The organism is Nonomuraea sp. NPDC049400, from assembly GCF_044466425.1.
GTDB lineage: Bacteria > Actinomycetota > Actinomycetes > Streptosporangiales > Streptosporangiaceae > Nonomuraea.
In genome coordinates, this window is the sequence record NZ_JBITMP010000091.1 from 1 (window position 1) to 25781 (window position 25781).

The 25781-nt window shown below is 70.6% G+C and carries 29 protein-coding genes; 17 read left to right on the plus strand and 12 right to left on the minus strand.

Going from position 1 to position 25781, the window contains the following annotated elements:
* The 3 genes from ACIBVN_RS57770 to ACIBVN_RS57780 form a co-directional block, all read left to right on the plus strand.
* Positions 1–273: aldehyde dehydrogenase family protein (locus ACIBVN_RS57770; RefSeq protein WP_397149415.1), on the plus strand; the 273-nt coding region annotated here is incomplete at its 5' end.
* Entirely contained in the window at positions 266–460 is a 195-nt protein-coding gene (locus ACIBVN_RS57775) for a hypothetical protein (RefSeq protein WP_397150948.1), read from the plus strand. The genes ACIBVN_RS57770 and ACIBVN_RS57775, both read left to right, overlap by 8 nt.
* Positions 453–1310 (plus strand): aldehyde dehydrogenase family protein, encoded by an 858-nt coding sequence (locus tag ACIBVN_RS57780; protein WP_397150950.1) that lies wholly within the window; start codon positions 453–455, stop codon positions 1308–1310. The genes ACIBVN_RS57775 and ACIBVN_RS57780 overlap by 8 nt, the downstream gene beginning before the upstream one ends.
* A gap of 16 nt (positions 1311–1326) precedes the next feature.
* Here the strand turns inward: ACIBVN_RS57780 and ACIBVN_RS57785 are convergent, their stop codons facing one another.
* On the minus strand, positions 1327–2769 hold the full coding sequence (locus ACIBVN_RS57785; RefSeq protein ID WP_397150952.1) for an amidase: 1443 nt from the start codon (positions 2767–2769) through the stop codon (positions 1327–1329).
* 47 nt (positions 2770–2816) lie between these two features.
* Here ACIBVN_RS57785 and ACIBVN_RS57790 point away from each other — a divergent pair, with 47 nt between their 5' ends.
* On the plus strand, positions 2817–4001 hold the full coding sequence (locus ACIBVN_RS57790) for a pyridoxal-phosphate dependent enzyme (RefSeq protein ID WP_397150954.1): 1185 nt from the start codon (positions 2817–2819) through the stop codon (positions 3999–4001).
* Here the strand turns inward: ACIBVN_RS57790 and ACIBVN_RS57795 are convergent.
* The 3 genes from ACIBVN_RS57795 to ACIBVN_RS57805 are packed head-to-tail and all read right to left on the minus strand — an operon-like array spanning position 3975 to position 7404.
* Complete coding sequence (locus ACIBVN_RS57795; protein WP_397150956.1) at positions 3975–4628, minus strand: hypothetical protein; 654 nt, start codon at positions 4626–4628, stop codon at positions 3975–3977. The genes ACIBVN_RS57790 and ACIBVN_RS57795 overlap by 27 nt on opposite strands.
* On the minus strand, positions 4625–7009 hold the full coding sequence (gene hrpB / locus ACIBVN_RS57800) for an ATP-dependent helicase HrpB (protein WP_397150958.1): 2385 nt from the start codon (positions 7007–7009) through the stop codon (positions 4625–4627). The genes ACIBVN_RS57795 and hrpB overlap by 4 nt, the downstream gene beginning before the upstream one ends.
* Entirely contained in the window at positions 7009–7404 is a 396-nt protein-coding gene (locus ACIBVN_RS57805) for an ArsR/SmtB family transcription factor (RefSeq protein ID WP_397150960.1), read from the minus strand. The genes hrpB and ACIBVN_RS57805 overlap by 1 nt, the downstream gene beginning before the upstream one ends.
* Before the next feature lie 91 nt (positions 7405–7495).
* Here ACIBVN_RS57805 and ACIBVN_RS57810 point away from each other — a divergent pair, with 91 nt between their 5' ends.
* From ACIBVN_RS57810 to ACIBVN_RS57820, 3 genes are all read left to right on the plus strand, one after another.
* Entirely contained in the window at positions 7496–8644 is a 1149-nt protein-coding gene (locus ACIBVN_RS57810; RefSeq protein ID WP_397150962.1) for an MFS transporter, read from the plus strand.
* Positions 8645–8668: 24 nt separating this feature from the next.
* Positions 8669–9079, plus strand: coding sequence for a hypothetical protein (locus ACIBVN_RS57815; protein WP_397150964.1), 411 nt, complete (start codon positions 8669–8671; stop codon positions 9077–9079).
* Positions 9080–9177: 98 nt separating this feature from the next.
* Positions 9178–9879 carry a hypothetical protein gene (locus ACIBVN_RS57820; protein ID WP_397150966.1) on the plus strand — a complete coding sequence of 234 codons (702 nt, stop codon included), beginning with the start codon at positions 9178–9180 and terminating at the stop codon, positions 9877–9879.
* Here ACIBVN_RS57820 and ACIBVN_RS57825 read toward each other — a convergent pair.
* Positions 9848–10678 carry an undecaprenyl-diphosphate phosphatase gene (locus tag ACIBVN_RS57825; RefSeq protein ID WP_397150968.1) on the minus strand — a complete coding sequence of 277 codons (831 nt, stop codon included), beginning with the start codon at positions 10676–10678 and terminating at the stop codon, positions 9848–9850. The two genes, ACIBVN_RS57820 and ACIBVN_RS57825, sit on opposite strands and share 32 nt — an antisense overlap.
* Before the next feature lie 70 nt (positions 10679–10748).
* A complete protein-coding gene (locus ACIBVN_RS57830) occupies positions 10749–11549 on the minus strand; it encodes an NmrA family NAD(P)-binding protein (protein ID WP_397150970.1) in 801 nt (266 codons plus the stop codon).
* Between the two features lie 75 nt (positions 11550–11624).
* Between ACIBVN_RS57830 and ACIBVN_RS57835 the strand changes: the two genes are divergently transcribed.
* The 3 genes from ACIBVN_RS57835 to ACIBVN_RS57845 all read left to right on the plus strand — a co-directional run bounded on the left by ACIBVN_RS57835 (position 11625) and on the right by ACIBVN_RS57845 (position 13303).
* Positions 11625–12542 carry an AraC family transcriptional regulator gene (locus ACIBVN_RS57835; protein ID WP_397150972.1) on the plus strand — a complete coding sequence of 306 codons (918 nt, stop codon included), beginning with the start codon at positions 11625–11627 and terminating at the stop codon, positions 12540–12542.
* Positions 12539–13045: an HAD domain-containing protein gene (locus tag ACIBVN_RS57840; protein WP_397150974.1), complete on the plus strand. Its 507-nt coding sequence runs from the start codon at positions 12539–12541 to the stop codon at positions 13043–13045. Before ACIBVN_RS57835 ends, ACIBVN_RS57840 begins: the two co-directional genes overlap by 4 nt.
* A gap of 63 nt (positions 13046–13108) precedes the next feature.
* On the plus strand, positions 13109–13303 hold the full coding sequence (locus ACIBVN_RS57845) for a PspC domain-containing protein (protein ID WP_397150976.1): 195 nt from the start codon (positions 13109–13111) through the stop codon (positions 13301–13303).
* 68 nt (positions 13304–13371) lie between these two features.
* Here the strand turns inward: ACIBVN_RS57845 and ACIBVN_RS57850 are convergent, their stop codons facing one another.
* Both ACIBVN_RS57850 and ACIBVN_RS57855 read right to left on the minus strand, forming a co-directional pair.
* Complete coding sequence (locus ACIBVN_RS57850) at positions 13372–13992, minus strand: hypothetical protein (protein WP_397150978.1); 621 nt, start codon at positions 13990–13992, stop codon at positions 13372–13374.
* A complete protein-coding gene (locus tag ACIBVN_RS57855) occupies positions 13989–14540 on the minus strand; it encodes an RNA polymerase sigma factor (RefSeq protein ID WP_397150980.1) in 552 nt (183 codons plus the stop codon). Before ACIBVN_RS57855 ends, ACIBVN_RS57850 begins: the two co-directional genes overlap by 4 nt.
* A 128-nt stretch (positions 14541–14668) precedes the next feature.
* On the opposite strand from ACIBVN_RS57855, the gene lipB reads away from it, so the two are divergent.
* On the plus strand, positions 14669–15304 hold the full coding sequence (gene lipB / locus ACIBVN_RS57860; protein WP_397150982.1) for a lipoyl(octanoyl) transferase LipB: 636 nt from the start codon (positions 14669–14671) through the stop codon (positions 15302–15304).
* Between the two features lie 42 nt (positions 15305–15346).
* Here the strand turns inward: lipB and ACIBVN_RS57865 are convergent, their stop codons facing one another.
* Positions 15347–16876 (minus strand): amino acid permease, encoded by a 1530-nt coding sequence (locus ACIBVN_RS57865; protein ID WP_397150984.1) that lies wholly within the window; start codon positions 16874–16876, stop codon positions 15347–15349.
* A 98-nt stretch (positions 16877–16974) separates the two neighbouring features.
* Entirely contained in the window at positions 16975–17883 is a 909-nt protein-coding gene (locus ACIBVN_RS57870; RefSeq protein ID WP_397150986.1) for a zinc-binding dehydrogenase, read from the minus strand.
* A 103-nt stretch (positions 17884–17986) separates the two neighbouring features.
* Between ACIBVN_RS57870 and ACIBVN_RS57875 the strand changes: the two genes are divergently transcribed.
* Positions 17987–18574, plus strand: coding sequence for a TetR/AcrR family transcriptional regulator (locus tag ACIBVN_RS57875; protein WP_397150988.1), 588 nt, complete (start codon positions 17987–17989; stop codon positions 18572–18574).
* Positions 18575–18597: 23 nt separating this feature from the next.
* On the opposite strand, the gene ACIBVN_RS57880 is transcribed toward ACIBVN_RS57875, so the two are convergent.
* Both ACIBVN_RS57880 and ACIBVN_RS57885 read right to left on the minus strand, forming a co-directional pair.
* Positions 18598–19161, minus strand: a complete 564-nt coding sequence (locus tag ACIBVN_RS57880; RefSeq protein ID WP_397150990.1) for a type 1 glutamine amidotransferase domain-containing protein — start codon at positions 19159–19161, stop codon at positions 18598–18600.
* Positions 19162–19252: 91 nt separating this feature from the next.
* Positions 19253–19702, minus strand: a complete 450-nt coding sequence (locus ACIBVN_RS57885; protein WP_397150992.1) for a MarR family winged helix-turn-helix transcriptional regulator — start codon at positions 19700–19702, stop codon at positions 19253–19255.
* Between the two features lie 188 nt (positions 19703–19890).
* Here ACIBVN_RS57885 and ACIBVN_RS57890 point away from each other — a divergent pair, with 188 nt between their 5' ends.
* From ACIBVN_RS57890 to ACIBVN_RS57910, 5 genes are all read left to right on the plus strand, one after another.
* Positions 19891–21705, plus strand: a complete 1815-nt coding sequence (locus tag ACIBVN_RS57890) for an ABC transporter substrate-binding protein (RefSeq protein ID WP_397150993.1) — start codon at positions 19891–19893, stop codon at positions 21703–21705.
* Complete coding sequence (locus tag ACIBVN_RS57895) at positions 21702–22754, plus strand: ABC transporter permease (protein ID WP_397150995.1); 1053 nt, start codon at positions 21702–21704, stop codon at positions 22752–22754. Before ACIBVN_RS57890 ends, ACIBVN_RS57895 begins: the two co-directional genes overlap by 4 nt.
* Complete coding sequence (locus ACIBVN_RS57900) at positions 22751–23632, plus strand: ABC transporter permease (RefSeq protein WP_397150997.1); 882 nt, start codon at positions 22751–22753, stop codon at positions 23630–23632. Before ACIBVN_RS57895 ends, ACIBVN_RS57900 begins: the two co-directional genes overlap by 4 nt.
* A 67-nt stretch (positions 23633–23699) precedes the next feature.
* A complete protein-coding gene (locus ACIBVN_RS57905) occupies positions 23700–24674 on the plus strand; it encodes an ABC transporter ATP-binding protein (protein WP_397150999.1) in 975 nt (324 codons plus the stop codon).
* Positions 24671–25690, plus strand: coding sequence for an ABC transporter ATP-binding protein (locus tag ACIBVN_RS57910; protein ID WP_397151001.1), 1020 nt, complete (start codon positions 24671–24673; stop codon positions 25688–25690). The genes ACIBVN_RS57905 and ACIBVN_RS57910 overlap by 4 nt, the downstream gene beginning before the upstream one ends.
* The last annotated feature ends 91 nt before the right edge of the window (positions 25691–25781 follow it).

Here is a 25781-nt window from a genome sequence, read left to right on the forward strand (position 1 = left end):
GAGATTTTCGGGCCGGTGTTGTCGGTGCTGACGTTCCGTACTCCGGCTGAGGCGGTGGAGAAGGCCAACAACACCCCGTACGGGTTGTCGGCCGGTATCTGGACGGAGAAGGGGTCGCGCATCCTGTGGATGGCCGACCGGCTGCGCGCTGGGGTGGTGTGGGCCAACACGTTCAACAAGTTCGACCCGGCCTCGCCCTTCGGCGGCTACAAGGAATCCGGCTACGGCCGCGAAGGCGGGCTGCACGGGCTGGAGGCGTACCTCGATGTGTGATCATCGCCGTCCCCGTCGCGCCAAGCGGCGGGCGCAGGCCACCAGGGGGCACGCCTTCGCCAGGGCCGGGCGGCCCGTACGCACCGGCTGGTACGCCCACCGCTGCGGCGTGAGCCGGTGCCACCAGGTCTTCGTGCCGGTCCAGATGTCGCAGGAGTCCACGTGGAGAGGGCGGGGCGATGAGTAGGTTGTCCGTCAGAAAGACCTACAAGCTGTTCATCGGAGGGGCGTTCCCGCGCTCGGAGAGTGGGAGGTCCTACCCGGTGACCTCGGCCAAGGGCGAGTTCCTCGCCAACGCGTCCCGCGCTTCGCGCAAGGACGCCCGTGACGCCGTGGTGGCCGCGCGCAAGGCGTTCCCCGGCTGGTCGGGCGCCACGCCGTACAACCGGGGGCAGATCCTCTACCGGGTCGCCGAGATGCTGGAGGGGCGGCGCGCGCAGTTCGCCGAGGAACTCGCCCCGCTCAAACAGGGCGGCAAGAAGGCCGCGCTCGAGCAGGTGGACGCCGCGGTGGACCGGCTGGTCTGGTACGCGGGGTGGTCCGACAAGATCGCCGCGGTGCACGGGGCGGCCAATCCGGTGGCGGGGCCGTACTTCAACCTGTCCTCGCCCGAGCCGACCGGCGTGGTGGCCGTGATCGCGCCCGCCGATCCGCTGCTCGGGCTGGTGTCGGTGGTGGCGCCCGTGATCGTGACGGGCAACACGTGCGTCGTCGTGGCGTCCGAGCGCTCGCCGCTCGTGTCGATCACGCTGGCGGAGGTCCTGGCCACCTCCGACCTGCCGGGCGGCGTGGTGAACATCCTCACCGGGCACCAGGCCGAGCTTGCGCCCTGGCTGGCGGCGCACATGGACGTCAACGCGCTGGACCTGACCGGGGTCGAGGACGCCGAGCTGGCGGTGAGCTGCGAGCAGGCGGCGGCCGAGAACCTCAAGCGCGTCCTGCGCCCGTCCCGCGAGGACTGGGCGGCCGATCCCGGGACCGGCAGGATGACGCGGTTCCTGGAGACCAAGACCGTCTGGCATCCGGTCGGGATCTGAGCCGCAGGTTGCCGCCTCAGAAGGCGAATCCCGGCGGTCTCAGCGGTGGATGGGCCGACTGGAGCTGGGCGGCCAGGCCGAGGAGGTGGGGTTCGCCGCCGGGCGGGGCGGCGATCTGCACGCCGATGGGCAGCCCGCTGGAGTGGGTGGCCAGGGGGACGGTGACGGCGGGCCAGCCACACATGTTCCAGGGGCCGGCGGCGGGGGCGTACCTGACGTTGGCCAGCGCGTTGCGGACGAACCCGCGCTCGCCCCAGCGCTCGGCCTTCGGCGGGACGGCCGCCAGAGCGGGCATGATCAGCACGTCCGCGTCGCCGAACCACTGGTCCGCCCCGTAGCCGCTCCAGCGCTCGCGGCCGCGTACGCCGTCCAGCTTGAGCGCGCCGAGCACCTGCCCGGCGCGGGCGAGCGCGAGGGTGCGGCGTTCGAGCCGGTGCCGGTCGAGGTCGCCCAGCGCGGCCGCGGCCCTGGTGAGCCAGGTGGCGATCGTGGCCGGGCCGAGCCAGGCAGGCAGCCTGTGTCCGTGCTCCACCACCGTGTGCCCGGCCACGCGCAGCGTCTCCGCCGCCCCGCGCACCGCGGCCTGGAACTCCCTGTCCATGGGCAGGCCCGCGGGCAGGGGCTGGGGCGCGTACGCCACCCGCAGGTCGAACGGCTCCGGGCTGTCCTGCGGCGGCTGCGGCTCCCAGATCTCGTCGTCGTCCGCCCAGACCGAGCGGAGCATGGGCGGCCGGGGTTCGACGCGGGTGCCGCCGCGCCACGCCTCGGCCAGTGCCGGGTCCGCGGCCAGCACGGACAGCGCCAGCGCCAGGTCGGACGCGGTCGTCGCGAGGGGGCCGTTCTCCGACAGCCGGTCCCAGTCGTCGCCCGGCGGCGGCACGAGCCCGGTGCCGGGCTTGATGGCCAGCACGCCGCAGCAGGCCGCCGGGATGCGGAGCGAGCCCATGCCGTCGTTGCCGAGCGCGATCGGCACCATGCCCGCCGCCACAGCCGCGGCGCTGCCCGACGACGACCCGCCTGCCGTACGCGACGGGTTCCAGGGGTTGCGCACGATGCCGTACGCGCTGTCGCCGAACGCCGTCAGGCCCAGCTCCGGCATGTTCGTCAGGCCCACGACCACCGCGCCGGCCGCACGCAGGCGCGCCACCGTCACGTGGTCGTCCCGCGCGGGCACGTCCGCCGTGGCCCCGGACCCGACGCGGGTGGCCTCGCCCGCGACCTCCAGGTTGTCCTTCACCGCGACCGGCACGCCGGCTAGCGGCAGCTCCGCCAGGTCGCGCCGCTTCCGCAGGGCCTTCGCCTCCTCCACGGCCTGCTCTCTGACCAGCCGGAACGCCCCTACCTTGGAATCCCGCTCCGAGATGGCGTGAAGGTGCTCCTCGACGACGGTCGTGGCCGTGACATCCCCACGCCGGACGGCCGTCGCGATCTCGATAGCGGACCTGCCTGCCCACACCATGACTAGAGTCTGCATCCTGCTCGCCCGCCCCGATAGGGTCGGTACGCGTGAACGGACCGTCTCTTGCCCTTCGCCAGCGCTCGCTGGGTGACCCGGCGACCGAGTTCCCGCTCTTCCCGCCGCTGACGCGGGGTTGCCCGAAGACCAGCACCGACGAGATCGCCTATCCGCTCGAGGTCACCTACGACTACGCGCGGGTGGACCGCCGCCTGTTCGAGCAGGAGCCGGGCACCGACATCGGGCGGTGGTCGCCGCTGCTGCCGCCGCTGGAGGCGCCCACGCTGGGAGAGGGCGGGACGCCGCTGGTGGAGTTCGACGGGATCTTTGTCAAGGACGAGTCCCGCAACCCGACCTGGTCACACAAGGACCGCCTGAACCGGGTCGCGGTCAGCGCCGCCGTCGCCTCCGGCGCGCCCGGCGTGGTCGTGGCCTCGTCCGGCAACCACGGCGCCTCGGCCGCCGCCTACGCCGCCCGGGCCGGGCTGCCCGCGATCGTGCTGACTTCGGCGGACTCGCCGCCCGCCGTGCAGGCCTTCGTGCGCGCGTACGGCGCCAGGGTCGTCTCCGTGCCCGTCGAGGCGCGCTGGCCGCTGCTCCGGGAGGTCGTGGACCGGCTCGGTTACCACCCGGTCAGCAACCAGACCGTGACGCACACCGGGCATCCGTTCGGGCCCGAGGGCTACAAGACGATTGCCTACGAGCTGTTCCTGCAGCTCGGGCGCGTTCCCGCGGCCGTCTTCACCCCCACCGGGTACGCCGAGCTGCTCTACGGCGTGTGGAAGGGGTTCGTGGAGCTGCGGCTGCTGGGGCTGGCCGACACCGCGCCGCGGATGTTCTCGTGCGAGACGGCCGCAGGCGGGCCGCACGCGCGGGCACTGGCCACCGGTGCCCCGGCGGCGATCGTCGAGCTGGGGGCCAGCGACGCGTACGGCATCGCCGGGCCGGTCGGCGGGCACCGCGGGGTGGTGGCCGTGCGGGACAGTGGTGGTGCGGCCCTGCTCGTGACCGACGAGGAGCTGCGGGTGGCGCAGCGGGACCTCGCCCGGCAGGGGTTGTGGCAGGAACTGTCGGGGACGGCCGGGCTGGCCGCGTATCGGCAGCTGCGGGAGGACTTCGACGGGCCCGTCGTGTGCATCGCCACGTCGAGCGGGTTCAAGGACGTGGGGGTGGGGGCCGAGCGGTTTCCCGTGCTGGAGAACCCGACCCTAGAGGATCTTGCCCCAGACGCGTAGGGGGCCGATCGTGGTGAAGCCGTGCCGGACGGCGTCCTCCGGGTCGATCTCCCAGCCGACCAGCGGGCGGCCGGGGAAGAGGCCGGCGGCCATGGCCAGGGTGCCCTCCCATGAGTCGGCGCCGAACACGTTGGAGACGCCCACGACCTGCTCGCGCGGGTTGAGCACGGAGCCGCAGACGATGGCGCCCCCTCTCCTGCCGCACAGGATCGTGACCTCGTCGAGGAGCGCGGGCAGGAAGAGGCCGCTGATCTCGCCGTCGAAGCACGCCTGCTCCCAGTCGGTCAGCGTGGCCGCGTCGTCCACCACCTCCCAGGCGATCGCGGGCTCGCGCCGCTCCGGGGGCTCGCGACGGATCCATTGACCCTCGAACAGCACTTCGAAGCCCGGCAGGTCGAGCGTGGCGAAGCTGTCCTTGACCGACGCGCCCGGGCCGGCGTCGATGTGGCCGAGCACGTCGGTCGCCGTCGCGTCGGGGGAGAGGGTGACGGCGTCCGGGTAGAGTCGCGGGGTCCTGGCGGGGTTGGTCCAGGCCAGAGCGGTGAACGTGCCGGGCGAGCCGTGCGCGCGGCACATCGCGTCGCACCACTCGGCGTTGTCGCGGGCGGCGGCCACCACGTCCGTCATGATCGTCTCTCTTTGGTCCGGCGAGTGGGTGGCGCGGTGAGCGGGTCCTCCGGCCAAGGGTGCTTAGGGTAGCGGCCACGGAGCTCCGCGCGCACGGAACGGTAGCCGCCGCGCCAGAACGACGCCAGGTCCGCGGTGACGGCCACCGGGCGGCCCGCCGGGGAGAGCAGGTGCACCAGCACGGGCACTCCGGAGATCTCGGGCGTCTCCAGCCAGCCGAACAGCTCCTGCAGCTTCACCGCCAGCACCGGCTGGTCACCCGAGTAGTCCACGCGGATGTGGGAGCCGCTCGGCACCTCGATGCGTTCCGGGGCGGCCTTCTCCAGGCGTTCGCTCCAGGGGATCAGGCGTTTCAGCGCCGCCGCCACGTCGATGCGTTCCAGGTCGGCTCGGCGGCGGCACCTGGACAGCTCCGGCTCCAGCCACTGGTCGGCCAGGTCGATGAGCGCGTCCATCGAGGGCCAGGGGGCGCCGAGGGCGCGGTGGCAGAACGCCAGGCGGTCCCTCAGGTCTTTGGCCTGTTTCGTCCAGGTGAGGACGTCGGGCTCCGTGCGGAGCCCGTACCGGATGGCCTCGCGGACGTCGGCGTCCTTGAGCGGGGCGGCGGACAGCTCGATCGCGCCCAGGCGCTCGACGGCCCGGGCGAGCACGTCGCCGCGACGCTCGCCCGGAGGCACGTGCCAGGTGATCTCGTCCTCGGTGGTGGTGGGATGGGCCAGCCTGGCGGTCTCCTCGTCGATCTCCACTGCCTGCCTGATGCGGGCCGACGCGGATCCCGTCGGCCTGTCGGCGATCGCGATGGCCAGCCATGTGGCGGTGTGCAGCTTGGCGCCCTCAGGGAGCTGGGCCTGGGTGCCGGAGGCCATGAGATAGCCGCCGCCCCGCCTGCGCGCCACCCGTTCGGGAAACGCCAGCGCCACCGCCATCCCGGCCAGCGTCTCATCGGGCACATCCCGGCCGCTCGCGGAGCTCGCGCGCTGGAGGCGTCTGGTCTCCTGGCGCCAGCGGGCGGCGAAGCCGGTGCCGCCCCGGCGGGCCGCGCGCCAGACCTCCACCAGGTCGTCGCCGGCGTCGCGGGGGAGCTGCTCCGACAGGAGGGCCACCACCTCGGCGGCGCGCGGGCCGAGATCGAGCAGGGCTCTGGCCAGGCGGGGGTGCACGCCCGCGAGCGCCATCCGGCGGCCCCGGTCCGTCACCCGTGAGCCGCCGTCGAGCGCGCCGAGCGCCTCCAGAGTGCGGGTGGCGGCGGACATCGCGGCGGGCGGCGGCGGGTCCAGGAGGGCGAGGCCGGAGGCGTCAGGGGTGCCCCAGCAGGCCGCCTGCAGCGCGAACCCCGTCAGGTCGGCGAGCGCGATCTCCGGGCGCGCGTGCTCGGCGAGGCGCTCGTGGTCGGCCGCCGACCAGCAGCGATACACCGTGCCCGGCGCCTCGCGACCGGCCCGGCCCGCGCGCTGGCCGGCCGAGGCCTTCGAGACCCTGACCGTGGTGAGGGAGCCCAGCCCGCGGGCGTGGTCGGTACGCGGCTCGCGGGCCAGACCGGAGTCGACCACCACCCGTACGCCAGGCACGGTCAGGCTCGACTCGGCGACCGACGTGGCCAGCACCACCCGCCGGGCCGTGCCCGGCGCGAGCACGGCGTCCTGAACGTGGGCCGGGGCCTGGCCGTGCACCTGGAGCACCTCCACGCCGTCCAGCATCCCCGCGACCTTGGCGATCTCGCCCACGCCCGGGAGGAAGCACAGCACGTCGCCGTCCCGCTCGGCCAGCGCCCTGCGTACCACCGAGGCGACGTGGGACAGCAGGGCGGGATCGACGCGGAGGCCGTGCGGCGGGGCGACCGGGCGCGCGGGCGGGGCCCACACCGTCTCGACGGGGTACGTGGCGCCGGTGGCCGCGACAATGGGGCCGCCGATCAGCCGGGACCACGGCCCCGCGTCGGCGGTGGCGGAGGTGGCCAGCAGGCGCAGGTCGGGGCGGAGCGTGTCGCGGACATCGAGGAGGAACGCCAGCGCCGTGTCCGCGTCCAGGTGGCGCTCGTGGCACTCGTCGAGCATGACCGCGTCCACGCCGGTCAGCTCCTGGTCGCGCTGGAGGCGCTGGAGCAGGACACCTGTCGTGACGACCTCGACCATGGGGTTTGCGCCCGCGTGCCGCTCGCCCCTGATGGTGTAGCTCACGCCCATCCGCCGGGCCGCCGCGCGTACGGCCAGCCGCCGCGGCTCGGCCACCAGCACCCGCATGCCCGCCTCGGCCAGGGCCAGCGGCACGACCGTCGTCTTGCCCGTGCCGGGCGGGGCCGTCAGCACCGCGCTGCCGTGCCGGTCGAGCACGGCGAGCAGCTCGGGCAGGACGTGCCGGATGGGCAGTGAGTCGCGCCGCATCAACGCTGGGCGGGGACGTCGGCGCTCGGGATCGCGGCGGCCGTCAGGCTTCGGGCGGCGGCGCTCGGGATCGCGGCGGCCCTGGGGATCCCGGTGGCGGAGAGGACCGAGTCGAGCAGGCCGGGGAAGCGGGACTCGAGGTCGTCGCGGCGCAGGCTCATGTACTTCAGCCGCCCCTCCTGCTTGGTGAGGACCACGCCGGCCTCGCGCAGGGTGCGGTAGTGGTGCGAGGCGGTCGACTTGTGCACGCCGAGGTCGTCGCCCGCGACGCCGCAGGTCATCTCGCCCCGCAGGGCGAGACGTACGACGATCTCCAGACGCACGGGATCGGACAGCGCCCGCAGGACCTCCGTGAGCTGGATGTCCTCCGTTGCGGGGTGCGGGAGCAGGCGCATGCTGAAACACTACCTTCGCCTAATTGTTTGACAACGGTCCAACTATACGACAGTTTGATGGTTGTCCAACTTTTATGGTGCTGGAGGATGCATGAGCTCCCGGCTCTACCCGCTTGCTGTCGGAAATTTCGCGATCGGTACGGGCATGTTCGTGACTGCCGGGCTGTTGCCGCCCATCTCGAAGGATCTGGGGATCTCGTCTTCGGCGGCCGGGCAGCTCATGACCGTGTTCGCGCTCGCGTACGCGGTGCTCTCGCCCGTGCTCGCCGCCCTGACCGCCCGGCTGTCACGCAAGACCCTGCTGCTGGTGGCCATGGGAGTGTTCGTGTTCGGCAACGTGCTGACCGCGCTGGCTCCGACGTATCCGCTGGTGATGGCCACCCGGGTGGTCGCGGCGGCGGGCGCGGCGATGTTCACGCCGACCGCCTCGGGCGTGGCGAACACGCTGACCGAGCCCGAGCGCCGCGGGCGTGCGCTCGCGCTGGTGATGGGCGGGCTCTCCGTGTCATCCGCGATCGGCGTGCCGCTGGGCACCTGGCTGGGCACGGCCTCCGGCTGGCGGGCCACGCTCTGGATGGTGTCGGTGCTGGGCGTGATCGGGCTCATCGGCGTCGCCGCCGTGGTGCCCGCGGTGCGGATCCCGACGTCCGGGCGGCTGCGGGAGCGGTTCGCGCCGCTGGGCGACCGGCAGGTCCTGGTGGTGCTGACGACGCAGCTGCTGATGTTCGCGGCCGGGTTCACCGCCTACACCTACATCGGGTCGCTGTTCGACCTGCCGCTGCCGGCGGTGCTGTGGGCGTGGGGGCTCGGCGGCATCCTGGGCAACCAGCTCGGCGGGCGATTCACCGACCTGTACGGACCGCGCAGGATGGTGCTGCTCGGCCTGGCCGCGAGCACCGTGTTCCTGGCTCTCATCCCCGTCGCGAACCTCGCCCTGCCCGTCGCCCTGGCGTGGGCGTTCCTGTGGGGCGCGCTCGGCTGGCTGGTGGCCCCGGCCCAGCAGTTCAGGACGGTCGGGGCCGTTCCCGGCAACGTGCCGATCGGCCTGGGGCTGCTGTCGTCCGCGCAGTACGTCGGGCTCTTCGTGGCCGGCCTGGCCGGCGGCGCCGCGCTCGACTGGTACGGCCGCGCAGGCGTGATCGTGCTCGCCACCCTGCTCGCTCTGGTGGGGCTGCTGTTCACGCTGGCGACCTACCGCCCGGCCGCGATCTCCCCGAAGGAGAGCGTGCCCGTCGGGTAGCGCGGCGTCGTCATAATGTTGATCGTGAGTGATCTCCGGAACGAGGACGACGACGGCGAGCCGCCCACGCGCCCCGAGGAGGACCCGCGGAACGAGCCCGCCCCCTTCGGGGCGGTGGTGCTCCTGACGGCCGCCTCGGCGGTGGCGGTCATGGGTCTCGCCGCGTTCCTGTCGCACCCGCCCGGGCTGAAGTTCCTCCTCCTGGGGCCGATCGCCCTGGTCGTGTTCGAGGTGGCCGTTCACGAGGTGTGGTGGAAGCGCTGGTGGGGCGCGATCCCGGGCGCGGTGGCGGGCCTGGCGCTCTATTTCGAGGGCCGGACCGCGCTGGCCGACCTCGTCGGCGACACGTGGGCCCACCCCGCCGCGTACGTCGCCGCCTGGACCCTCTTCGCCGTCGTCTTCGCCCTCTGCAGCCGCTATCCCCGCACGGTCTGAGCCCTCGAGGCGGCGTGATCTTCTCCGCCGCTCAGGTGACACCCGGTCGGTCCGCAGGCGGACGACGGCCGGCGGTCCCGGCTCCTACCGTCACTCTCATGTTGAACAACCAGGTGACATTCCGGCGCGTCGCGGCAGGCACGCTGCTCGTCGTGGCCCCGCTGCTCCAGGCCGTCGCCGTCGTCGTCGACCCCGGCACCTGGGGCGACGACAGGGAGGCGGTCAGCTACGGCGACAACCCCGCGCTCGCGCAGACCGAATCGGCGCTCTACCACTGGAGCTGGCTGCTGATGGCCGTCGCGGCCCTGGGCCTGGTGCACCTCACCAGGCGCAAGGCCACCAGGCTCGGTCACGTCGCGGGCGCCGCGACGGTGGTCGGCTACATCTCCGCCTCCGCCCTGCTGATGAGCGACCCCGTCGAATGGTGGCTGGGCCGCCACTACCCGCCGGAGCAGGCGCAGAAGATCCTCAACGAGATGATGGACCTGCCCGGGGTCGTCTACGGCTTCCAGATGCCGTGGATGTTCTTCGCGATCTTCGGCCTGCCGCTGCTCACCGTGGCCGTGTGGCGGGCTGGCTTCGTCGGCTGGTGGGTGCCGCTGCTCGTCTTCGTCGGCTACGTCGCCTCGTTCCCCGTCCCGTACGGGCCGGTGACCATACTGTTCTGGATCCTGCCCGTCATCGGGCTGGGCTGGACCGGGCTCAAGGTCCTGCGCATGGGCGACGAGGCGTGGGCGGCCTACTACCCCGCCCGCGAGCGGGCCGCCGTCAGCCTTGTGCCGGAATCCAGCCCGCGGTGACCGCGAGGATCACGAAGAAGCCGAGGACGATCCGGTAGATCACGAAGCCGGTGAAGCGGTGGGTGCTGATGTAACGCAGGAACCAGGCCACGGCCAGGTATCCGACGACGAATGAGATGATCGTGGCCAGGATCGTCGGCCCCCACGCGGGGGCCGGGCCCTCGCCGATCTCGCGCAGCTCGTAGACGCCCGAGCCCAGCACGGCGGGGATGGCCAGCAGGAACGAGTATTTGGCGGCGTCCTCGCGCCGGTAGTCGAGCAGCAGGCCCGCGGTGGTGGTGCCGCCCGAGCGGGACACGCCCGGGATGAGGGCGAGCGCCTGGGCGAAGCCGTACACGATGGCGTGGGTGAAGCTGAGGTGCTTCTCCAGCGAGAGCTTGTTGCGCGCGGTGCGGTCGGCGAACCAGAGGATGACGGCGAAGACGATCAGCGTGGTGCCCACCAGGCGCAGATCGCGGAAGACGGTCTCGATCTGGTCCTTCAGCGCCACACCGAGCACCACGATGGGGAGCGAGCCGACGATGATGTACCACCCCATGCGGGCGGCCCAGTGGCCACGCAGGTCCTTGTTGAACAGGGACCTGGTCCACGTGGAGATGATCTCCCAGATCTCCTTGCGGAAATAGATCAGCACGGCCAGCTCCGTGCCGATCTGGATGACGGCGGTGAACGCCGCCCCCGGATCCTGCCAGCCGGCGAAAGCGGAGACCACCCGGATGTGGGCGCTGGAGGAGATCGGCAGGAACTCCGTGAGTCCCTGGACCAACCCCAGTACCACCGCTTCGAACCAGCCGATCACGACGACAACCTTCCGAGAACGCGGGAGTGACGAGGGTGAGGCTAGCGGATCCGAGGGACGCAGGAGACCGCTAGGCCTGCCACGCCGCGGCGTTGGCGGCGGCGTACTCGGCGAAGTCGCGGGCCGGGCGGCCGAGGGCCTGTCGCACGCCGTCCGCCACGTGGGCGTTGCGGCCGTCCAGGATGCCGGTGAACATCTCGGCCAGGGCCTCGGCCTCCTCCCGCGGCACCCCCTGCGCGGTGGCTCCGGCCACGTACTCCTCCGGCGTCACCCGCACGAACGAGATCGGCCTGCCGGTGACCTCGGACAGCTCGCTCGCCACCTGGCGGAAAGTGAGCAGCCGCGGCCCGGTCAGCTCGTACAGCTTGCCTGTGTGGCCCTCCTGGCTGAGCGCGGCGGCGGCCACGTCCGCGATGTCCTCCACGTCCACGAACGGCTCGGGCACGTCGTCGGCTGGAAGCGCGATGACGCCCTGGAGGACCGGCCCGAGGAGGAAGCTCTCGCTGAAGTTCTGCATGAACCAGCTGCAGCGGACCACCGTCCACTCCGCGCCGGACTCCTGGACGGTGCGCTCGCTGGCCTGCGCCTCCGGCTCGCCCCGTCCGGACAGCAGGACCAGCCGCCGCACGCCGCCGCTCACGGCCAGCTCCGTGAACGCCTTGACGTCGTCGTACGCGCCGGGGAAGGCGAGGTCGGGGTAGTAGGAGAGGTAGACGGCCGTCACGCCGTCGAGGGCCTTCGGCCACGTGGCCCGGTCCTGCCAGTCGAAGAGCGGTCGGGACCCTATCCGCACGGGCAGGTCGAGAGCGGTGAGTCGGTCAGCCACACGGCGGCCGGTCTTGCCCGTGCCGCCCAGCACCAGAATCGTCATATGCCTAGTAAGCCGCCATACCCATAAGACTCTCCATGGTTGAGAAGCGCATTCGCATATGCGATCGTCTAGCCCATGGATCACCTCGCGGCGCTACTCGACGGCCCGCGGGCCCGTGGCGCCTTCCTGCTCCGGTCGGTCCTCCGCCCGCCCTGGTCAATCCGGATCCAGGACGAGGCCCCGCTGTCGGTGATCGCGCAAGTGCGCGGGGAGTCGTGGATCGTGCCCGACGACGCCGTCCCCGTACGCCTTTCGCCGGGGGAGGTCGCGATCAGCCGGGGGCCGGAGCCGTACACGGTTGCCTCCGATCCGGGCATCGCGCCGCAGATCGTCATCCACCCCGGCCAGCACTGCTCGACGCCCGACGGCCGGTCGCTCCAGCAGGAGATGGACCTGGGCGTGCGTACGTGGGGCAACGACCCCGACGGGAGCACGGTGCTGCTGACCGGCACGTACAACCTGGAGGGAGAGGTCAGCAGGCGGCTGCTCGAGGCGCTGCCGACGCTGCTCACCCAGCCGGGCGACCCGATCATCTCGCTGCTCGGCGCCGAGATCGTCAAGGACGAGCCCGGGCAGGAGGCGGTCCTCGACCGGCTGCTCGACCTGCTGCTCATCGCGGTGCTGCGCTCGTGGTTCGCCACCCACTCGAGCGAGGCGCCCGGCTGGTACCGCGCGATGGGCGATCCGGTGGTGGGCAAGGCCATGCGTCTGATGCAGCACAATCCGGCCCACCCGTGGACGGTCGCCGCCCTGGCTTCCGAGGCGGGCGTCTCCAGGGCGTCGCTGGCCAGGCGCTTCACCGACCTGGTGGGCGAGCCGCCGATGGCCTTCCTGACGGACTGGCGCCTGGCGCTCGCCGCCGACCTGCTGCGCGAGCCGGACGCGACGATCGGGTCGGTGGCCAGGAAGGTGGGGTACGGGAGCCCGTTCGCGCTCAGCGCGGCCTTCAAGCGCGTACGGGGGATCAGCCCGCAGGAGTACCGAGCCGGATGAAACCCCTCCTGCTGCTGGACGTGGACGGCGTGCTGAACCCGATGGGGCGGCCCACCCCCGACTTCAGGCGCTACCGGTGCACGATCGGCAGCGACGTCTACATCGTGAACCTCAACCCCCGGCACGGCCGCCGGCTGCTCGACCTGGCCCTGACGACCGGCTCCGAGCTGGTCTGGGCGACGACGTGGGAGCAGCACGCCAACGAATGGATCGCTCCCAGGATCGGCCTGCCCTCGCTCCCCGTCATCCCCATGAACCCGGACGCGCCTTCCGAGCACGGGGAGATGTTCAAGACGCCGCACGTGGCCGCGTACGCGGGGCGGCGGCCGTTCGTCTGGTTCGACGACCAGGTGTGGGCGGAGGACGAGGAGTATCTCAGGGTGCATCAGGGTCTGGAAGATTTCCTCCTCATCCATGTGGACCCCACAACGGGACTGACCAGCAGACATCTGGGCATGGCGCATGAATGGCTGACCCTTACAGGGTTTTCTCAGGGTTCCTGACGGGAGCCCGTCGGCCTGGCCGTCCGTTTCACGGGTAGGTCGTCACACACGGAGGAAAACATCATGTACCGCTCACGAGAACACAGGATTCTGGCCGGGGTCTGCGGTGGTCTCGCCGACAAGATGGGCCTGCCGCCCACCCTCGTCCGGATCCTCTGGCTGCTGCTGTCGCTCATTCCCGGACCGCTCTGGGTCGTCTACGTCGCCATGTGGATCCTCGTCCCGGAGGAGCCGCGGGGCTACCGTACGGCGGCATAGCGTGCGCGGCGGGAGCGCCGGCGGGCCGCCCGCCACGGGATCGGCGGACGGCCTGCTCGGATTGACCGCTAGCTGCCGGCGGGCGGCTGCCCCTCTGAGCCGCCCGCATCGTTCCAGCTCGGGTCGTCGACGACGACGCAGGGCTTGACCTGACCGGCGATCAGCTTGGTCGCGAACTGAAAGCGCACGCCCGGCTGCCCAGGGCCCAGGGCTGAGTTCTCGGCGAACTCCAGCACCAGGGTCTGACCGTCGCCGATGTACTGGGGACTGATGTCCACCCCGCCGTTCTTCCCTGGGCGGGTGGCGTTGTAGGCGGCGCTCTTGCGCCACTCCTCAAGGTTGGTAGGTTCGGCGCCTCCGACGAGCTCGCCCCTGTCCGGCCGGCACTTCGTCCCGGCCTTGAGGTAGGTGACGTCGGCGGTGACGCCCGCCGTCTTGAGGTCCTGCTCCAGCTTGTCGGCGTCCCTGAACTCCTTGATCTCGACCCGGATCGTGCCGTCGCCGTTCTTGCTCACGGCGTACGCGGGCGTCTCCGTCCCGGTCAGCAGGGGGACCCCGATCGCGGCCGCGGCGGCCAGCGCGGCCACCGCGCCCCCGGCGAACAGCCGGCGGGTGACGCGACGGCGCCGATCGGCCCGCGCGCCGATCTCTGCCTTCAGATCCATCAGCAGTTGCTCCTCGAATCTCACAGTGGTGCTCCATCCATGACGAAGGGCAGATTCCGCAGCGTCTGGCGCGCGCGGTGCAGGCGTACCTTGGCGGTGCCCGGCCGGATGCCGAGGGCGAGCGCCGCTTCCGCGACCGTGAGCTGGTCGATGACGACCAGCTCCAGCACGGCGCGCTCACCCTCCGACAGATGGGCCATGGCCTCAAAGGCCCGCCGGGCCTGCCGCTCCGCGTCGATGCGCTCTTCGAGCCTGGCGATGTCGTCGGTGTCCAGCGGTCGCCGCCCGCTCACCCGGTCGGTCAGCAGGTACTGCTTGTACGTCCGCCGCCGCTCGGCCGAGATCGTCTTGCGCGCCACGCCGTAGAGCCAGGCGATCTCGGTGCCCAGGTCGGCCCGGTAGGTGTGGGCCGAATTGAGCACCGCCACGAACACTTCGGCAACCAGGTCCGCGACGGTGTGCGGGTCGTCGACGCGACGGGCGAGGAAACGGGTGACCGCATCGACGTGCCGCCGGTAGAAGGCCTCGAACGCCACGGGGTCCGTGGCGATCTTCGGCTGTTTGCGACGCACCGGCTGTGCTCCCTTCGTCGATTCACGCCCCTGCTTGGTAAGAAGCCGCAAAAGGGTTACACGAGTGGCGATCGGTTCCTGGGGGATCCCGAGTCCGGGCTGCCCGGAACGCGGCTTATCCTCGAAGGATGAGGGCAAGGCCGCTGACACTCATTCAGGACGATCTCGTCGATTACGACACAGCGATGGAGCGCATGACCGACATGGTCGGCCAGCGCCAGCAGGACGCGCGGCCGGACACGTTGTGGTTGCTCAGCCACCCGTCCGTCTACACGATCGGGCGCCGCACGCCGATGTCCCACCTGCCGGACCCCGCCCGGGGCATCCCCGTCATGGAGACCGGGCGCGGCGGCCAGCTCACCTACCACGGGCCAGGGCAGCTCGTCGGCTACCTCATCGTCAAGCTCGACGAGGACCAGGGGATCGTCGACTACGTGCGCGAGGTGGAGCTGCGGCTGGTGGAGGCGCTGGGCAAGCTGGGGCTTCCCGCCGAGCGCCGCGACACGCCGCCGGGCTCCGAGCTGCTCACCGGTGTCTGGACGACCGAGACCAAACGCAAGATCATCTCGATCGGCATGCGGCAGAGCAGGGGCGTCACGAGCCACGGGTTCGCGCTCAACGTGGACGGCGACCTGACGCCCTGGGACTGGGCGGTCGCCTGCGGGATGCCCGACGTGGACATGACCTCGCTCAAGCGCGAGCTCGGCACGGCCTCGATGGACGAGGTCCGCACGGCCGTGGCCGCCGCCTTCGAGGCGTCCTGACGGTTACGTGGGTACGGCGCGTCGGCCGTACCCACGCGAGCGTCAGGAGACCGGGACCTCGTCGATGGTGCGGCGGGGTCCGGTGAACCAGCGCTTGGCCGACAGCTTCCACCACAGGGCGATGCCGATCAGCACGACCCCGACCGCGATCGGCGCGTAGTTGACCGAGGTCCAGGTGAAGTCCTTGTTGCCGGGCACCCCGGCGGGCGAGAACGGCATGATGAAGTAGATCGAGACGACGACGATCTCGATGCAGGCGATCCAGCAGAGTGCCTTGTACTTCCTGCCGAGCGTCCACGGTCCCGGCTTGAAGGCGTCGCCCATGCGCAGCCGGAGCCAGATCGGGATGAGGAAGGCCAGGTAGAGGCCGATGACCGCGATCGACACGACGGCGTAGAACGCGACCGGCGTGGTCAGCCCGGGAGGCGCGTAGAGGGCGGGCACGGTGATCAGGGCGGCGATGACGCAGCCGGCGATGATCGCGTTGACCGGGGTGCGGTTGCGGTCCACCTTCGACCACAGCCGCCAGCCGGGCACGCCGCCGTCGCGGGAGAACGCGTACGTCATGCGCGACATCGATGTCACGCAGCTCATCCCGCAGAAGAACTGGCCGATCGTGGAGATCGCGAAGACCGCCGTGGCCAGCGGGGACGACAGCGCGGTCTCGAAGATGGCCCCGACGAACCCGCCTTGTTTGTTGATCTCGTCCACGTTCGTCGCCGCGAACAGGAACGACAGCAGCAGGATCCAGCCGCCGATCGCCGAGTAGAAGATCGACTGCCACAGCCCGCGGGCGGCGGTCTTGGCCGCGCCCTGGGTCTCCTCCGACACGTGCGCGCAGGCGTCGAAGCCGGTGATCGTGTACTGGGTGAGCAGGAAGCCGAGCGGCAGCACGTACAGCCAGAACGGCAACCCGTCGGAGCCGGAGCCGAAGCCGGAGTTGTTGTTCGTGCCGCCGAAGACGAAGCTGAGCGACTGGTGGTGGTCAGGCGCGAAGATCAGGATCGCGACCACGATCGCGGCGCCCGCGACGTGCCACCAGACCGAGATGTTCTGCAGCAGCGCGATGAGCTTGTGACTGTAGATGTTGATCAGTGCGTGCGCCGCGAGGATGATCACGAACAGCAGGAACGCCTGTGACAGTGTGGCTTCCCACGCGCCGTCGGTGACCAGTTTGAGTGTGGTGTTGAGGAAGGTGGCGCAGCCGTAGTCGACCGACGCGGTGACGGCGATGAGGCCGATCAGGTTGAGCCAGCCGGTGAACCAGCCGTGGATCGGCTTGCCCAGCGTGGCGGCCCACCAGTAGATGCCGCCCGCCGTCGGGTACGCCGACACCAGCTCCGACATGCAGAACCCGATGATCAGGATGAACAGGGAGATCAGCGGCCAGCCCCACGAGATGGCGATGGGGCCGCCGTTGTTCCAGGCTTGTCCGAAGGTGGTGAAGCAGCCGGCGAGGATGGAGATGATCGAGAAGGAGATGGCGAAGTTCGAGAAACCGCTCCAGGTGCGGGCCAGCTCCTGCTTGTAGCCGAGCTCGGCGAGTCGCCTGGAATCCTCTTCAGTGGTCATTGAGGTCTCCCTGGGGGGCGCGGAGGACGCTCTATTTGGACTACATCTAGACCATTTCTTCCTCGAGGACAAGGCGTTACAGGCTGGTTTCGGGCTCGTCAGGGCACTTGGCCAACCTTGAGGGCTATCTTCCCGGTGACGGAACCCCCGAGCTGAGCGGCCTTGGCGTCCTCGAGGTCCTCCCATGAGCCGTGCCAGCCCACCTCGACGGAAAGGTCGCCTGCGGCCACGAGGGAGAGGAGGTGGGCCAGGTCCGCGGCGGGGGCTGCCACGTCGCCGAACGAGTTGAGCGACCTGGCCGGGCCCAGGGAGAACGTCGAGTTCGGGGGGAAGGCAGCGGGCTGTCCTGACGCCCAGCCGATGCTCTGGAGGTTGCCGCCGGGCTTCAGCAGGGACCAGGCGGTGACGAGCGCCGGGCCGCCGACCGTCTCGATCGCGATGTCGACCGGCTCGACGCCGTCGAGGCCCACGACCACCTCGACGGCGGGATCGGCGGCCAGGTGGTGGACGCGTTCCGGCCTGCTGACGGAGGCGATGACGTGCGCGCCCGACCGCCGGGCCAGCTGCACGGCCAGCCGCCCCACCGCGCCCGACGCCCCGGTGACCAGGACGCGCGAGCCCGCCGCGAGCCCGGCGGCACGCAGCGAGCGCAGCGCCGTCAGTCCGGCCATCGGGAGGGCGGCGGCCCGCACCAGATCCACCTCGTCAGGCACCACGGCGATCGAGCCGGTGCCGAACGCCGCCCGCTCGGCCCACGCCCCCGCCCCGAACGCCGCCACCCTCGCACCCACGCCGGGACCCGTGCCATCCTCGGCGGCCCGCAGGACCACCCCGGCAGCGTCGTAGCCGAGCACCGTGCCCTGCGGCAGGCGTCCCATATGCCGAAAGTCACTGAAGTTCACGGACACGTGATGGATCTCGACGAGGGCCTGACCCGGACCCGGCACGGGCTCGGGCACCTCCGCGAACAGTCCCTCGGCCCCTGGACCCGCCACCAATGCGCGCATGCGCAGCCTCCCTGACGCACAGAATGCGGACTAGCGGTCCGCTTCGATGGTAGGGATAGTATGAGGACTGACAGTCCGGTTGCAAGCTCGAAGGAGGGTGAGGGTGCGATCTGACGCCACGCGCAACCGGGAGGCGATCCTGCGGGCCACGGAAGAGCTGCTCGCCGCCCACGGGGCCGAGCACATCTCCCTCGACCGGGTGGCCGCGGCGGCGGGGGTGGGCAAGGGCACGCTGTTCCGGCGCTTCGGCAGCAGGACCGGGCTCTTCCAGGAGTTGCTCGCCGAGCGGGCGGCCGCGCTGGCGCTCGCCATCGAGTCGCCAGACTCGCCGCTCGGCCCCGGCGCGCCGCCCAGAGAGCGGCTGCTGGCCTTCCTGGACGAGCTGGCCGAGCTCGCCCAGCGCAACCTCGCCCTTTTCGCCGCACACGAGCGAGCCTGCGCCGATGACAAGTATCGCGATCCGACCTATCTACGCTGGCACGCGCACGTGACCGCGCTCATCGCCGAGACCGGGCTCGCCCGCGCCCGCGGCGCCGTGTCCGGCGGCGAAGGCGGCCTCGACGCGGAGTTCGCCGCCCACGCGCTGCTCGGCTCCTTCGACGCCGACCTGGCCCGGCACGTCATGGCGGACGGCGGGGTGGCCCGGCTCAAGTCCTCGGTCAGGGGACTGGCCGAGGCCCTGCTCGCCTGACGTCACCGGGCTGGGCCGGGGGGTCAGCGGGCCGGGCCCGGCTCCTCCCCGAACGCGTCGGTCGCGGCCTGGCAGAACGCCTTGAGATCGTCCGGCTTCCGGCTGGTGACCAGGGTGTTCGGACCTTCCGTGCACACCGTGACCTCTTGGTCCACCCACGTCGCCCCCGCGTTGCGCAGGTCCGTCTGCAGGCTGGGCCATGAGGTGACGGTACGGCCGCGTACGACGTCCGCCTCCACCAGCGTCCAGGGCGCGTGGCAGATGGCGGCCACCGGCTTGCCGGCTTCGAAGAAGGCGCGGGCGAACTGCACGGCCTGCGGCTCCATGCGCAGGAAGTCGGGGTTCGCGACGCCGCCAGGAAGCACGAGGCCGTCGAACGAGGCCGGGTCGGCGTCGTCCACCGTCTCGTCCACGGCGAACCTGTCGGCCTTGTCCAGGTGGTGGAATGCCTGGATCTGGCCCCTCCGGGTGGAGACGAGCCTGGGAGTGCCGCCCGCCTGCTTGACCGCCTTCCACGGCTCGGTGAGCTCTACCTGCTCCACTCCTTCGGGAGCGACCAGGAACGCGATGGTCTTGCCGTCCAACATGTGAACTCCCCCTTGGGCTGCATCTCTTGTCCCCCTATCCGAGGAGATCAGCTGTATGCGCCCTTTGCCGCCTGGGGGACATGCCCGGGGATCAGCCCTGATCGCCGAGATGGTCGAGGAGGGTCCGGCTGATCTCCTCGAGCTGGCGCAACTGCTCAGGGGTGAGCACGTCGATCAGGTTGTCGCGCACGCTGGCGACGTGCCGGGGGGCCGCCGCCTGCAGGGCCTCGAAGCCCTCGTCCGTCAGCACGGCCAGCCATCCGCGCCGGTCGGCGGCATAGTGCTCGCGGCGCACCCAGCCCGCCTGCTCCAGCTTGCCCACGGCGTGGGAGATGCGGCTCGGCTTGGACCGCGTCCACTTGGCCAGCTCGGTCATCCGCAACGTCCTGTCCGGCGCCTCCGAGAGCATGGCGAGCAGCTCGTAGTAGGTCAGCGGCATGCCCGCGGCCTGCAGCTCCCGGTCGAGGCGCTCGGTGAGCAGCCGCGTGGCGGCGCCGAACGCCCGCCAGGCCCGCTGCTCGTCCTCACTGAGCCACTTCATGTTCCTCAACCTATCAAAGGTTGCGCGCTGTAATATCTGCGTCCGCACGACAGCACCAAGGTTGGTGAAAATTTACACCGAAAAAGGAAACGAGAATGAAACAATTTTCCGTCATGCGTTGACACGCGGTCTCCGTATCGTTTGCCTTTCCCTACACAGGAAAACCCCCGCCTGAAGGTGAGGCACTTATGAGGAAATGGTTCGCGCGCCTGGCAGCGCTGGGTGTCGCGCTGTTAGTGGCAGGTCAGGGCGCGACAGCGGCCCATGCTCAGGAGCCTGCGGCGGGGAAGAAGGTCGTCCGCATCGGCGCCACGCAGTCCATGGACTCCATGAACCCGTTCCTGGCGGTCCGCCTGGTCTCGACGTCGATCCACCGCTGGATGTACGGCTACCTCACGGTGCCCGACTCCAAGACGCTGCAGCCCAGCGCGGACCTGGCCGAGTCGTGGACCACGTCGCCGGACGGGCTCACGTGGACGTTCAAGATCCGCCAGACCAAGTGGTCGGACGGCAAGCCGGTCACGGCCGACGACGCGGCCTGGACGTTCAACAAGATCATGACGGACGAGGCCGCCAAGACGGCCAACGGCCCGGCGGTGGAGAACTTCGAGAGCGTCACGGCCAGCGGCCAGGACCTGACGATCAAGCTCAAGTCGCCGCAGGCGTCCATGCTGGACAACCCGATCCCGATCATGCCCAAGCATGTCTGGGAGTCGGTCACCGACATGGCCAACTACGACGCCGAGAAGTACCCGGCGGTGACCAACGGCCCGTACATCGCGATCGAGCACAAGAAGGACCAGTACGTCAAGCTGCAGGCCAACCCCAACTACTGGCGGGGCAAGCCCAAGGTCGACGAGCTGCAGGTCATCTTCTACGACAACCCGCAGGCCGCGATCGCCGGCCTGAAGAGCGGTGACATCGACCTGATCGGCCGGCTGCAGCCGCCCGAGTTCGAGGCCATCCAGAACGACCCGAACATCGAGGCGTGGAACACCCAGGGCCGCCGCGCGGCGTACCTGCAGATCAACCACGGCGCCACCACCACCGACGACAAGCCCGTCGGCGACGGCCACCCGGCGCTGAAGGACGTCAAGGTCCGCCAGGCGCTGCACTACGCCATCGACAAGCAGAAGCTGGTCGCCGAGGTCCAGAACGGCCTGGCCAAGCCCGCCGACGGCTCGATCGTGCCGCCGATGTACAAGGACTTCTTCTGGGAGGCCACCGGCGACGGGAAGGTAACGTACGACCCCGCCAAGGCCAACAAGATCCTCGACGACGCCGGCTACAAGAAGGGCTCCGACGGCATCCGCACGATGCCCGACGGCAAGCGCAAGCTGGAGTTCCGCTTCAGCATCCACACCGAGACGCCGATCGAGGACAAGCTCGCCGAGTACCTGACGGGCTTCTTCAAGGAGGTCGGCATCACGCTGACCACCAAGAAGCTCGACTCCAGCAAGTTCACCGAGGAGACCGGCGTCACCGGCCTGTTCGACATCGCGATCAGCGGCTGGTCGGTCAACCCCGACCCCGAGGAGGTCCTGGCCACGCACCTGTGCAGCCGCAGGCCGGCCCCGGGCGGCGAGGGCGGCGGTACCGAGTCGTTCTTCTGCGACGAGACCTTCGAGAAGCTCTACCAGGAGCAGCTGAAGGAGCTCGACCGGCCCAAGCGCGCCGAGACCATCAAGAAGATGCAGGAGCGGCTCTACACCGAGGCCCCGGTCATCGCGATCTACTACCCGAACGACCTCGAGGGCTACCGCAAGGACCGGATCACCAGCATCACGCCCATCCCTGAGGACAAGGGTCTCCTGTACGGCGGCAGCGGCTACTGGCCGTTCTACACCGTGGACGTCAAGGCCACGGCGGCGAGCGGCGGCAGCGGTGGCGGCGGCTCCAACACCGGCCTCATCGTCGGCATCGTGGGCGGCGTCGTGGTCATCGGACTGGTGGCCTTCCTCCTGACCAGGCGGCGCAAGAGCGTCGCCGACGAGCGCGAATGACCACTCCGCTAGAAGCAGCAGAGCCCGCCGCCCAGGCGGCGGGCCCTGGTGACGAGCGCTCCACCAGCCGCGGCACGCTGCAGTACGCGCTGTCCAAGGCCGGTGGGGCGCTGTTCAGCATCGCCATGGTGATCGTCGGGACCTTCTTCGTGTTCCGGCTCCTGCCCGGCGACCCCGTGCGGAACCTCGCGCAGGGCCGCAACATGACGCCGGAGCAGCTCGACCGCGAACGCCACCTGCTCGGTCTGGACAAGCCGCTGCTCCAGCAGTTCTTCGACTTCGTGGGCGACACGCTGAGGCTCGACCTGGGCATGTCATATGAGTACAAGCGGCCGGTGCTCGACCTGATCGGCGACCGCATAGGTCCGACCTTGCTGTTGGCGGGAACGGGCCTGGTCATCGCGGTCAGCCTCGGCATCTGGCAGGGGACGCGGGCCGGGTGGCGGCACGGGAGCAGGTTCGACAGGTTCTCCACCGGTCTGTCGCTGGCGCTGTGGTCGGTGCCCACGTTCTGGCTGGGACTGCTGCTGATGATGGTGTTCGGCGTCGGCATCGGGCCCATTCCCGGCATCTTCCCGTTCAGGGGCATAGAGAGCGTGGACGCGCCGGACGGGTTCGCGTACGTCCTGGACGTGGCCTCGCACATGGTGCTGCCGTGCCTGACGCTGGTGGCCGTGGTCTATGCGCAGTACCTCCTGGTCATGCGCTCCTCGCTGCTGGAGGAGGTCAGCCAGGACTACGTGACCGTGGCCAGGGCCAAAGGGCTCAGGGACGACGAGGTCCGGCGCCGTCACGCGGTGCCCAACGCGCTCCTGCCCACGGTCACCCTGGTCTTCCTGCGCATCGGGTTCGTGGTCGGCGGCGCGGTCACCGTGGAGACGATCTACACCTGGCCCGGTCTTGGCCGGCTGTTCTACGAGGCGGTCAGTGTGCCCGACTTCACGCTCATGCAAGGCACGTTCCTGTTGATCACCGTGGCGGTGATCATCATGAACACGCTGGCCGACGTGGTCTACCACATGCTCGACCCGAGGGTGAGGTCGGCATGACCAGTGTCGCCGCGGCCCGCAGGCGGCTGGCGCTGAGCCGCTTCTGGGCCGAGTTCCGCCATCACCGGGCCGGAATGGCCGGGCTGGGCATCCTCGTCGTCGCCGTGGTGCTCGCGCTGGTCGCGCCGCTGTTCATCAGCGCGGACGTCACCAGCGTCGTCAAGGGCACGGGTGCGAAGTGGGCGGCGCCGAGCCTGAGCGAGCCGTTCGGCACCGACGAGTCGGGTCGCTCCATCCTGCTGATGGTGTGGTGGGGCTCGCGCACGTCCCTGCTCATCGGCTTTCTCGCCGCGTTCCTCAGCATCGTGATCGGCCTGGTGGTCGGTGTCGTCGCCGGACACTTCCGCGGCTGGCTCAGCGGCGCGCTCATGCGGGTCACCGACTGGTTCCTGGTGCTCCCGTCCCTGGTCACCGCCCTGGTGCTGGCGGCCATCCTGGGCGGCAGCACGATCACGATCATCATGGCGATCGGGATCACGACGTGGCCTGCGACCGCCCGGCTGATCAGGGCCCAGACGATGGCCGTCGAGGCCAGGCCGTACATCGAGCGATCGAAGGCCCTCGGCGCGGGCCACTGGCACATCACCACCAGGCACGTGCTGCCCAACGTGGCGCCGCTGCTGCTGGCCAGCACCACGCTGGAGGTGGCCAGCGCGATCGTCACGGAGTCCACGCTCGCCTTCCTCGGCGCCAGCGCCAACAAGACCTCGTGGGGCACCATGCTGCGCGCCTCCTACGACTTCGGCGCGGCCACGCAGGGCGCCTGGTGGTACATCATCATCCCCGGCCTGGCCATCCTCGTCGTCGTCATGGCGTTCACCCTGGTCGGGCGGGCTCTGGAGGCCGTGCTGAACCCGCGGCTCAGGAGGGCGGCGTGAGCGAGCGAAGCGAGAGAACAATCAGACACAGCAGTCAAAGACTCATGCGAGCGACGGAGTCGATCGCATGAGTCTTCTTGAACTGGATGACGTGTCGGTGACATACCGGATCGCCTCGGGTGAGGTGCCCGCGGTGCGCGGTGTGTCGCTGACGCTCGACTCCGGAGCGGCACTCGGAGTTGCCGGCGAGTCGGGATCCGGCAAGTCGACGCTGGCCATGGCGCTGTTGCGGCTCCTGCCTCGCGACGCGCGCGTCGATGGCCGGATCCTGCTCGACGGCGAGGACATGCTCACCATGAAGTGGGGCCGCATGCGTGCCGTGCGGTGGGCCGAGGCCTCGATCGTGTTCCAGGGCGCGCAGCACGGGCTCAACCCGGTGCGCAGGATCGGCGACCAGATCGCCGAACCGCTGCTCGTACACGGCCTGGCCAAGCCGGACGCCGCCCGCAAGCGCGTGGCCGAGCTGCTCGAACAGGTCGGTCTGCCCGCCTGGCGGGCCCGCAGCTATCCGCACGAGCTGTCGGGCGGGCAACGGCAGCGCGTGATGATCGCGATGGCGCTGGCCTGCTCGCCGCGGCTGATCATCGCCGACGAGCCGACCACGGCGCTCGACGTGATGGTGCAGGCCCAGGTCCTGACGCTGATCAAGAAGCTGGTCGCCGAGCACGACATCTCGCTGATCATGATCTCGCACGACCTGTCGGTCCTCGCGGACGTGTGCGACCAGCTCGCGGTCATGTACGCGGGCCGCGTCGTCGAACACGGCCCGTCCGCCGAGGTCTTCCACGACGCCAAGCACCCCTACAGCCGGGCGCTGGCGGCGGCGTTCCCCACGGTGGGCGACCCGGCCTCGCGGCTGGCGCCGAAGGGCCTCGGCGGCGACCCGCCGGACCCGATGCAGCTCCCGAGCGGCTGCCCGTTCCATCCGCGCTGTCCCGTGGCGCTGGACGAATGCGCGACGCTGGACGTGGAGCTGTGGCCCGCGGGCGAGCGCCGTACCGCCGCTTGCGTGCACGTACGCGAGAAGGAGGGGAGCTCATGACCGAGACGCAGACCACCACGGAGCCGGTCGTGACAGCCGGGCCGGGCCTGCTGGAGGCCCGTGACCTGCACGTGGAGTTCTCCTCGCGCGGACGCCGCGCCAGGGCCGTGGACGGCGTGAACCTCGCCATCGGCGAGGGCGAGATCGTGGCGCTGGTCGGCGAGTCGGGCTGCGGCAAGACCACGCTGGCGCGCACGCTGCTCGGCCTCGAGCGCCCCACCTCGGGCGAGGTCCGGTACGGCGGCGCCGCGCTGGACTACGGCTCCAAGGCGCTCAAGGCGTACCGCAGGCAGGTGCAGCTCGTCCTGCAGGACCCGATGGGCTCGCTCAACCCCAGGCACACCGTGTACGAGGCGGTCGCCGAGGGGCCGCGTATCCACGGACTGCCGGACGAGCGGGAGGTCGTGGCCGAGGCGCTGTCCAGGGCGGGGCTGCGGCCGCCCGACCGGTTCTTCCTGCGCTACCCGCACGAGCTGTCCGGCGGGCAGCGGCAGCGCGTGGTGATCGCCGGAGCGCTGGCGCTGAACCCCAAGGTGCTGATCGCCGACGAGCCGGTGGCCTCGCTGGACGCCTCCGTACGCGGCGAGATCCTGGCCCTGATGCTCAAGCTCCGCGCGGAGCTGGGGCTGTCGGCCCTGGTCGTCACCCACGACCTCGGCCTGGCCTGGAACATCGCCGATCGGGTGGCGGTCATGTACCTGGGCCGGATCGTCGAGTCGGGTCCGGTGGAGCAGGTCCTGACCGCGCCGCGGCACCCGTACACACAGGCCCTGATGTCGGTGCTGCCGGAGTCTCCTGAGCGGGTCGTGCTCACCGGTGAGCCGCCGGACCCGACCAGGATCCCCGGCGGCTGCCGCTTCCACGCCCGTTGCCAGGTGCTCGCCTCCGGGAAGGCGGCCGAGGCCGGGGTGGACGCGAGGTGCCGGTCCGAGCTGCTGGACATCCTGCCCGCCGTCCCCGAGGCGCAGGCGGCCTGCTACTACGCGGACGCCGTCGGTGACCCGGTCGAGGACTAGCCCCAATGCCGTTTAGTTTGGCTTCACGCTGGTTTGTCAAGGTTCATCGGGCATGTGGATGTTGATGCTGATGGTGGCCTTGTAGCTGGTT

Excerpts from the sequence above, each read along its gene's own strand:
- ACIBVN_RS57775 (WP_397150948.1), top strand. The coding sequence starts at position 266 with ATGTGTGATCATCGCCGTCCCCGTCGCGCCAAGCGGCGGGCGCAGGCC.
- ACIBVN_RS57780 (WP_397150950.1), top strand. The coding sequence starts at position 453 with ATGAGTAGGTTGTCCGTCAGAAAGACCTACAAGCTGTTCATCGGAGGG.
- ACIBVN_RS57785 (WP_397150952.1), bottom strand. The coding sequence starts at position 2,769 with ATGGTGTGGGCAGGCAGGTCCGCTATCGAGATCGCGACGGCCGTCCGG.
- ACIBVN_RS57795 (WP_397150956.1), bottom strand. The coding sequence starts at position 4,628 with ATGACGGACGTGGTGGCCGCCGCCCGCGACAACGCCGAGTGGTGCGAC.
- hrpB (WP_397150958.1), bottom strand. The coding sequence starts at position 7,009 with ATGCGGCGCGACTCACTGCCCATCCGGCACGTCCTGCCCGAGCTGCTC.
- ACIBVN_RS57805 (WP_397150960.1), bottom strand. The coding sequence starts at position 7,404 with ATGCGCCTGCTCCCGCACCCCGCAACGGAGGACATCCAGCTCACGGAG.
- ACIBVN_RS57810 (WP_397150962.1), top strand. The coding sequence starts at position 7,496 with ATGAGCTCCCGGCTCTACCCGCTTGCTGTCGGAAATTTCGCGATCGGT.
- ACIBVN_RS57820 (WP_397150966.1), top strand. The coding sequence starts at position 9,178 with ATGTTGAACAACCAGGTGACATTCCGGCGCGTCGCGGCAGGCACGCTG.
- ACIBVN_RS57830 (WP_397150970.1), bottom strand. The coding sequence starts at position 11,549 with ATGACGATTCTGGTGCTGGGCGGCACGGGCAAGACCGGCCGCCGTGTG.
- ACIBVN_RS57835 (WP_397150972.1), top strand. The coding sequence starts at position 11,625 with ATGGATCACCTCGCGGCGCTACTCGACGGCCCGCGGGCCCGTGGCGCC.
- ACIBVN_RS57840 (WP_397150974.1), top strand. The coding sequence starts at position 12,539 with ATGAAACCCCTCCTGCTGCTGGACGTGGACGGCGTGCTGAACCCGATG.
- ACIBVN_RS57845 (WP_397150976.1), top strand. The coding sequence starts at position 13,109 with ATGTACCGCTCACGAGAACACAGGATTCTGGCCGGGGTCTGCGGTGGT.
- lipB (WP_397150982.1), top strand. The coding sequence starts at position 14,669 with ATGAGGGCAAGGCCGCTGACACTCATTCAGGACGATCTCGTCGATTAC.
- ACIBVN_RS57865 (WP_397150984.1), bottom strand. The coding sequence starts at position 16,876 with ATGACCACTGAAGAGGATTCCAGGCGACTCGCCGAGCTCGGCTACAAG.
- ACIBVN_RS57870 (WP_397150986.1), bottom strand. The coding sequence starts at position 17,883 with ATGCGCGCATTGGTGGCGGGTCCAGGGGCCGAGGGACTGTTCGCGGAG.
- ACIBVN_RS57880 (WP_397150990.1), bottom strand. The coding sequence starts at position 19,161 with ATGTTGGACGGCAAGACCATCGCGTTCCTGGTCGCTCCCGAAGGAGTG.
- ACIBVN_RS57885 (WP_397150992.1), bottom strand. The coding sequence starts at position 19,702 with ATGAAGTGGCTCAGTGAGGACGAGCAGCGGGCCTGGCGGGCGTTCGGC.
- ACIBVN_RS57890 (WP_397150993.1), top strand. The coding sequence starts at position 19,891 with ATGAGGAAATGGTTCGCGCGCCTGGCAGCGCTGGGTGTCGCGCTGTTA.
- ACIBVN_RS57895 (WP_397150995.1), top strand. The coding sequence starts at position 21,702 with ATGACCACTCCGCTAGAAGCAGCAGAGCCCGCCGCCCAGGCGGCGGGC.
- ACIBVN_RS57900 (WP_397150997.1), top strand. The coding sequence starts at position 22,751 with ATGACCAGTGTCGCCGCGGCCCGCAGGCGGCTGGCGCTGAGCCGCTTC.
- ACIBVN_RS57905 (WP_397150999.1), top strand. The coding sequence starts at position 23,700 with ATGAGTCTTCTTGAACTGGATGACGTGTCGGTGACATACCGGATCGCC.
- ACIBVN_RS57910 (WP_397151001.1), top strand. The coding sequence starts at position 24,671 with ATGACCGAGACGCAGACCACCACGGAGCCGGTCGTGACAGCCGGGCCG.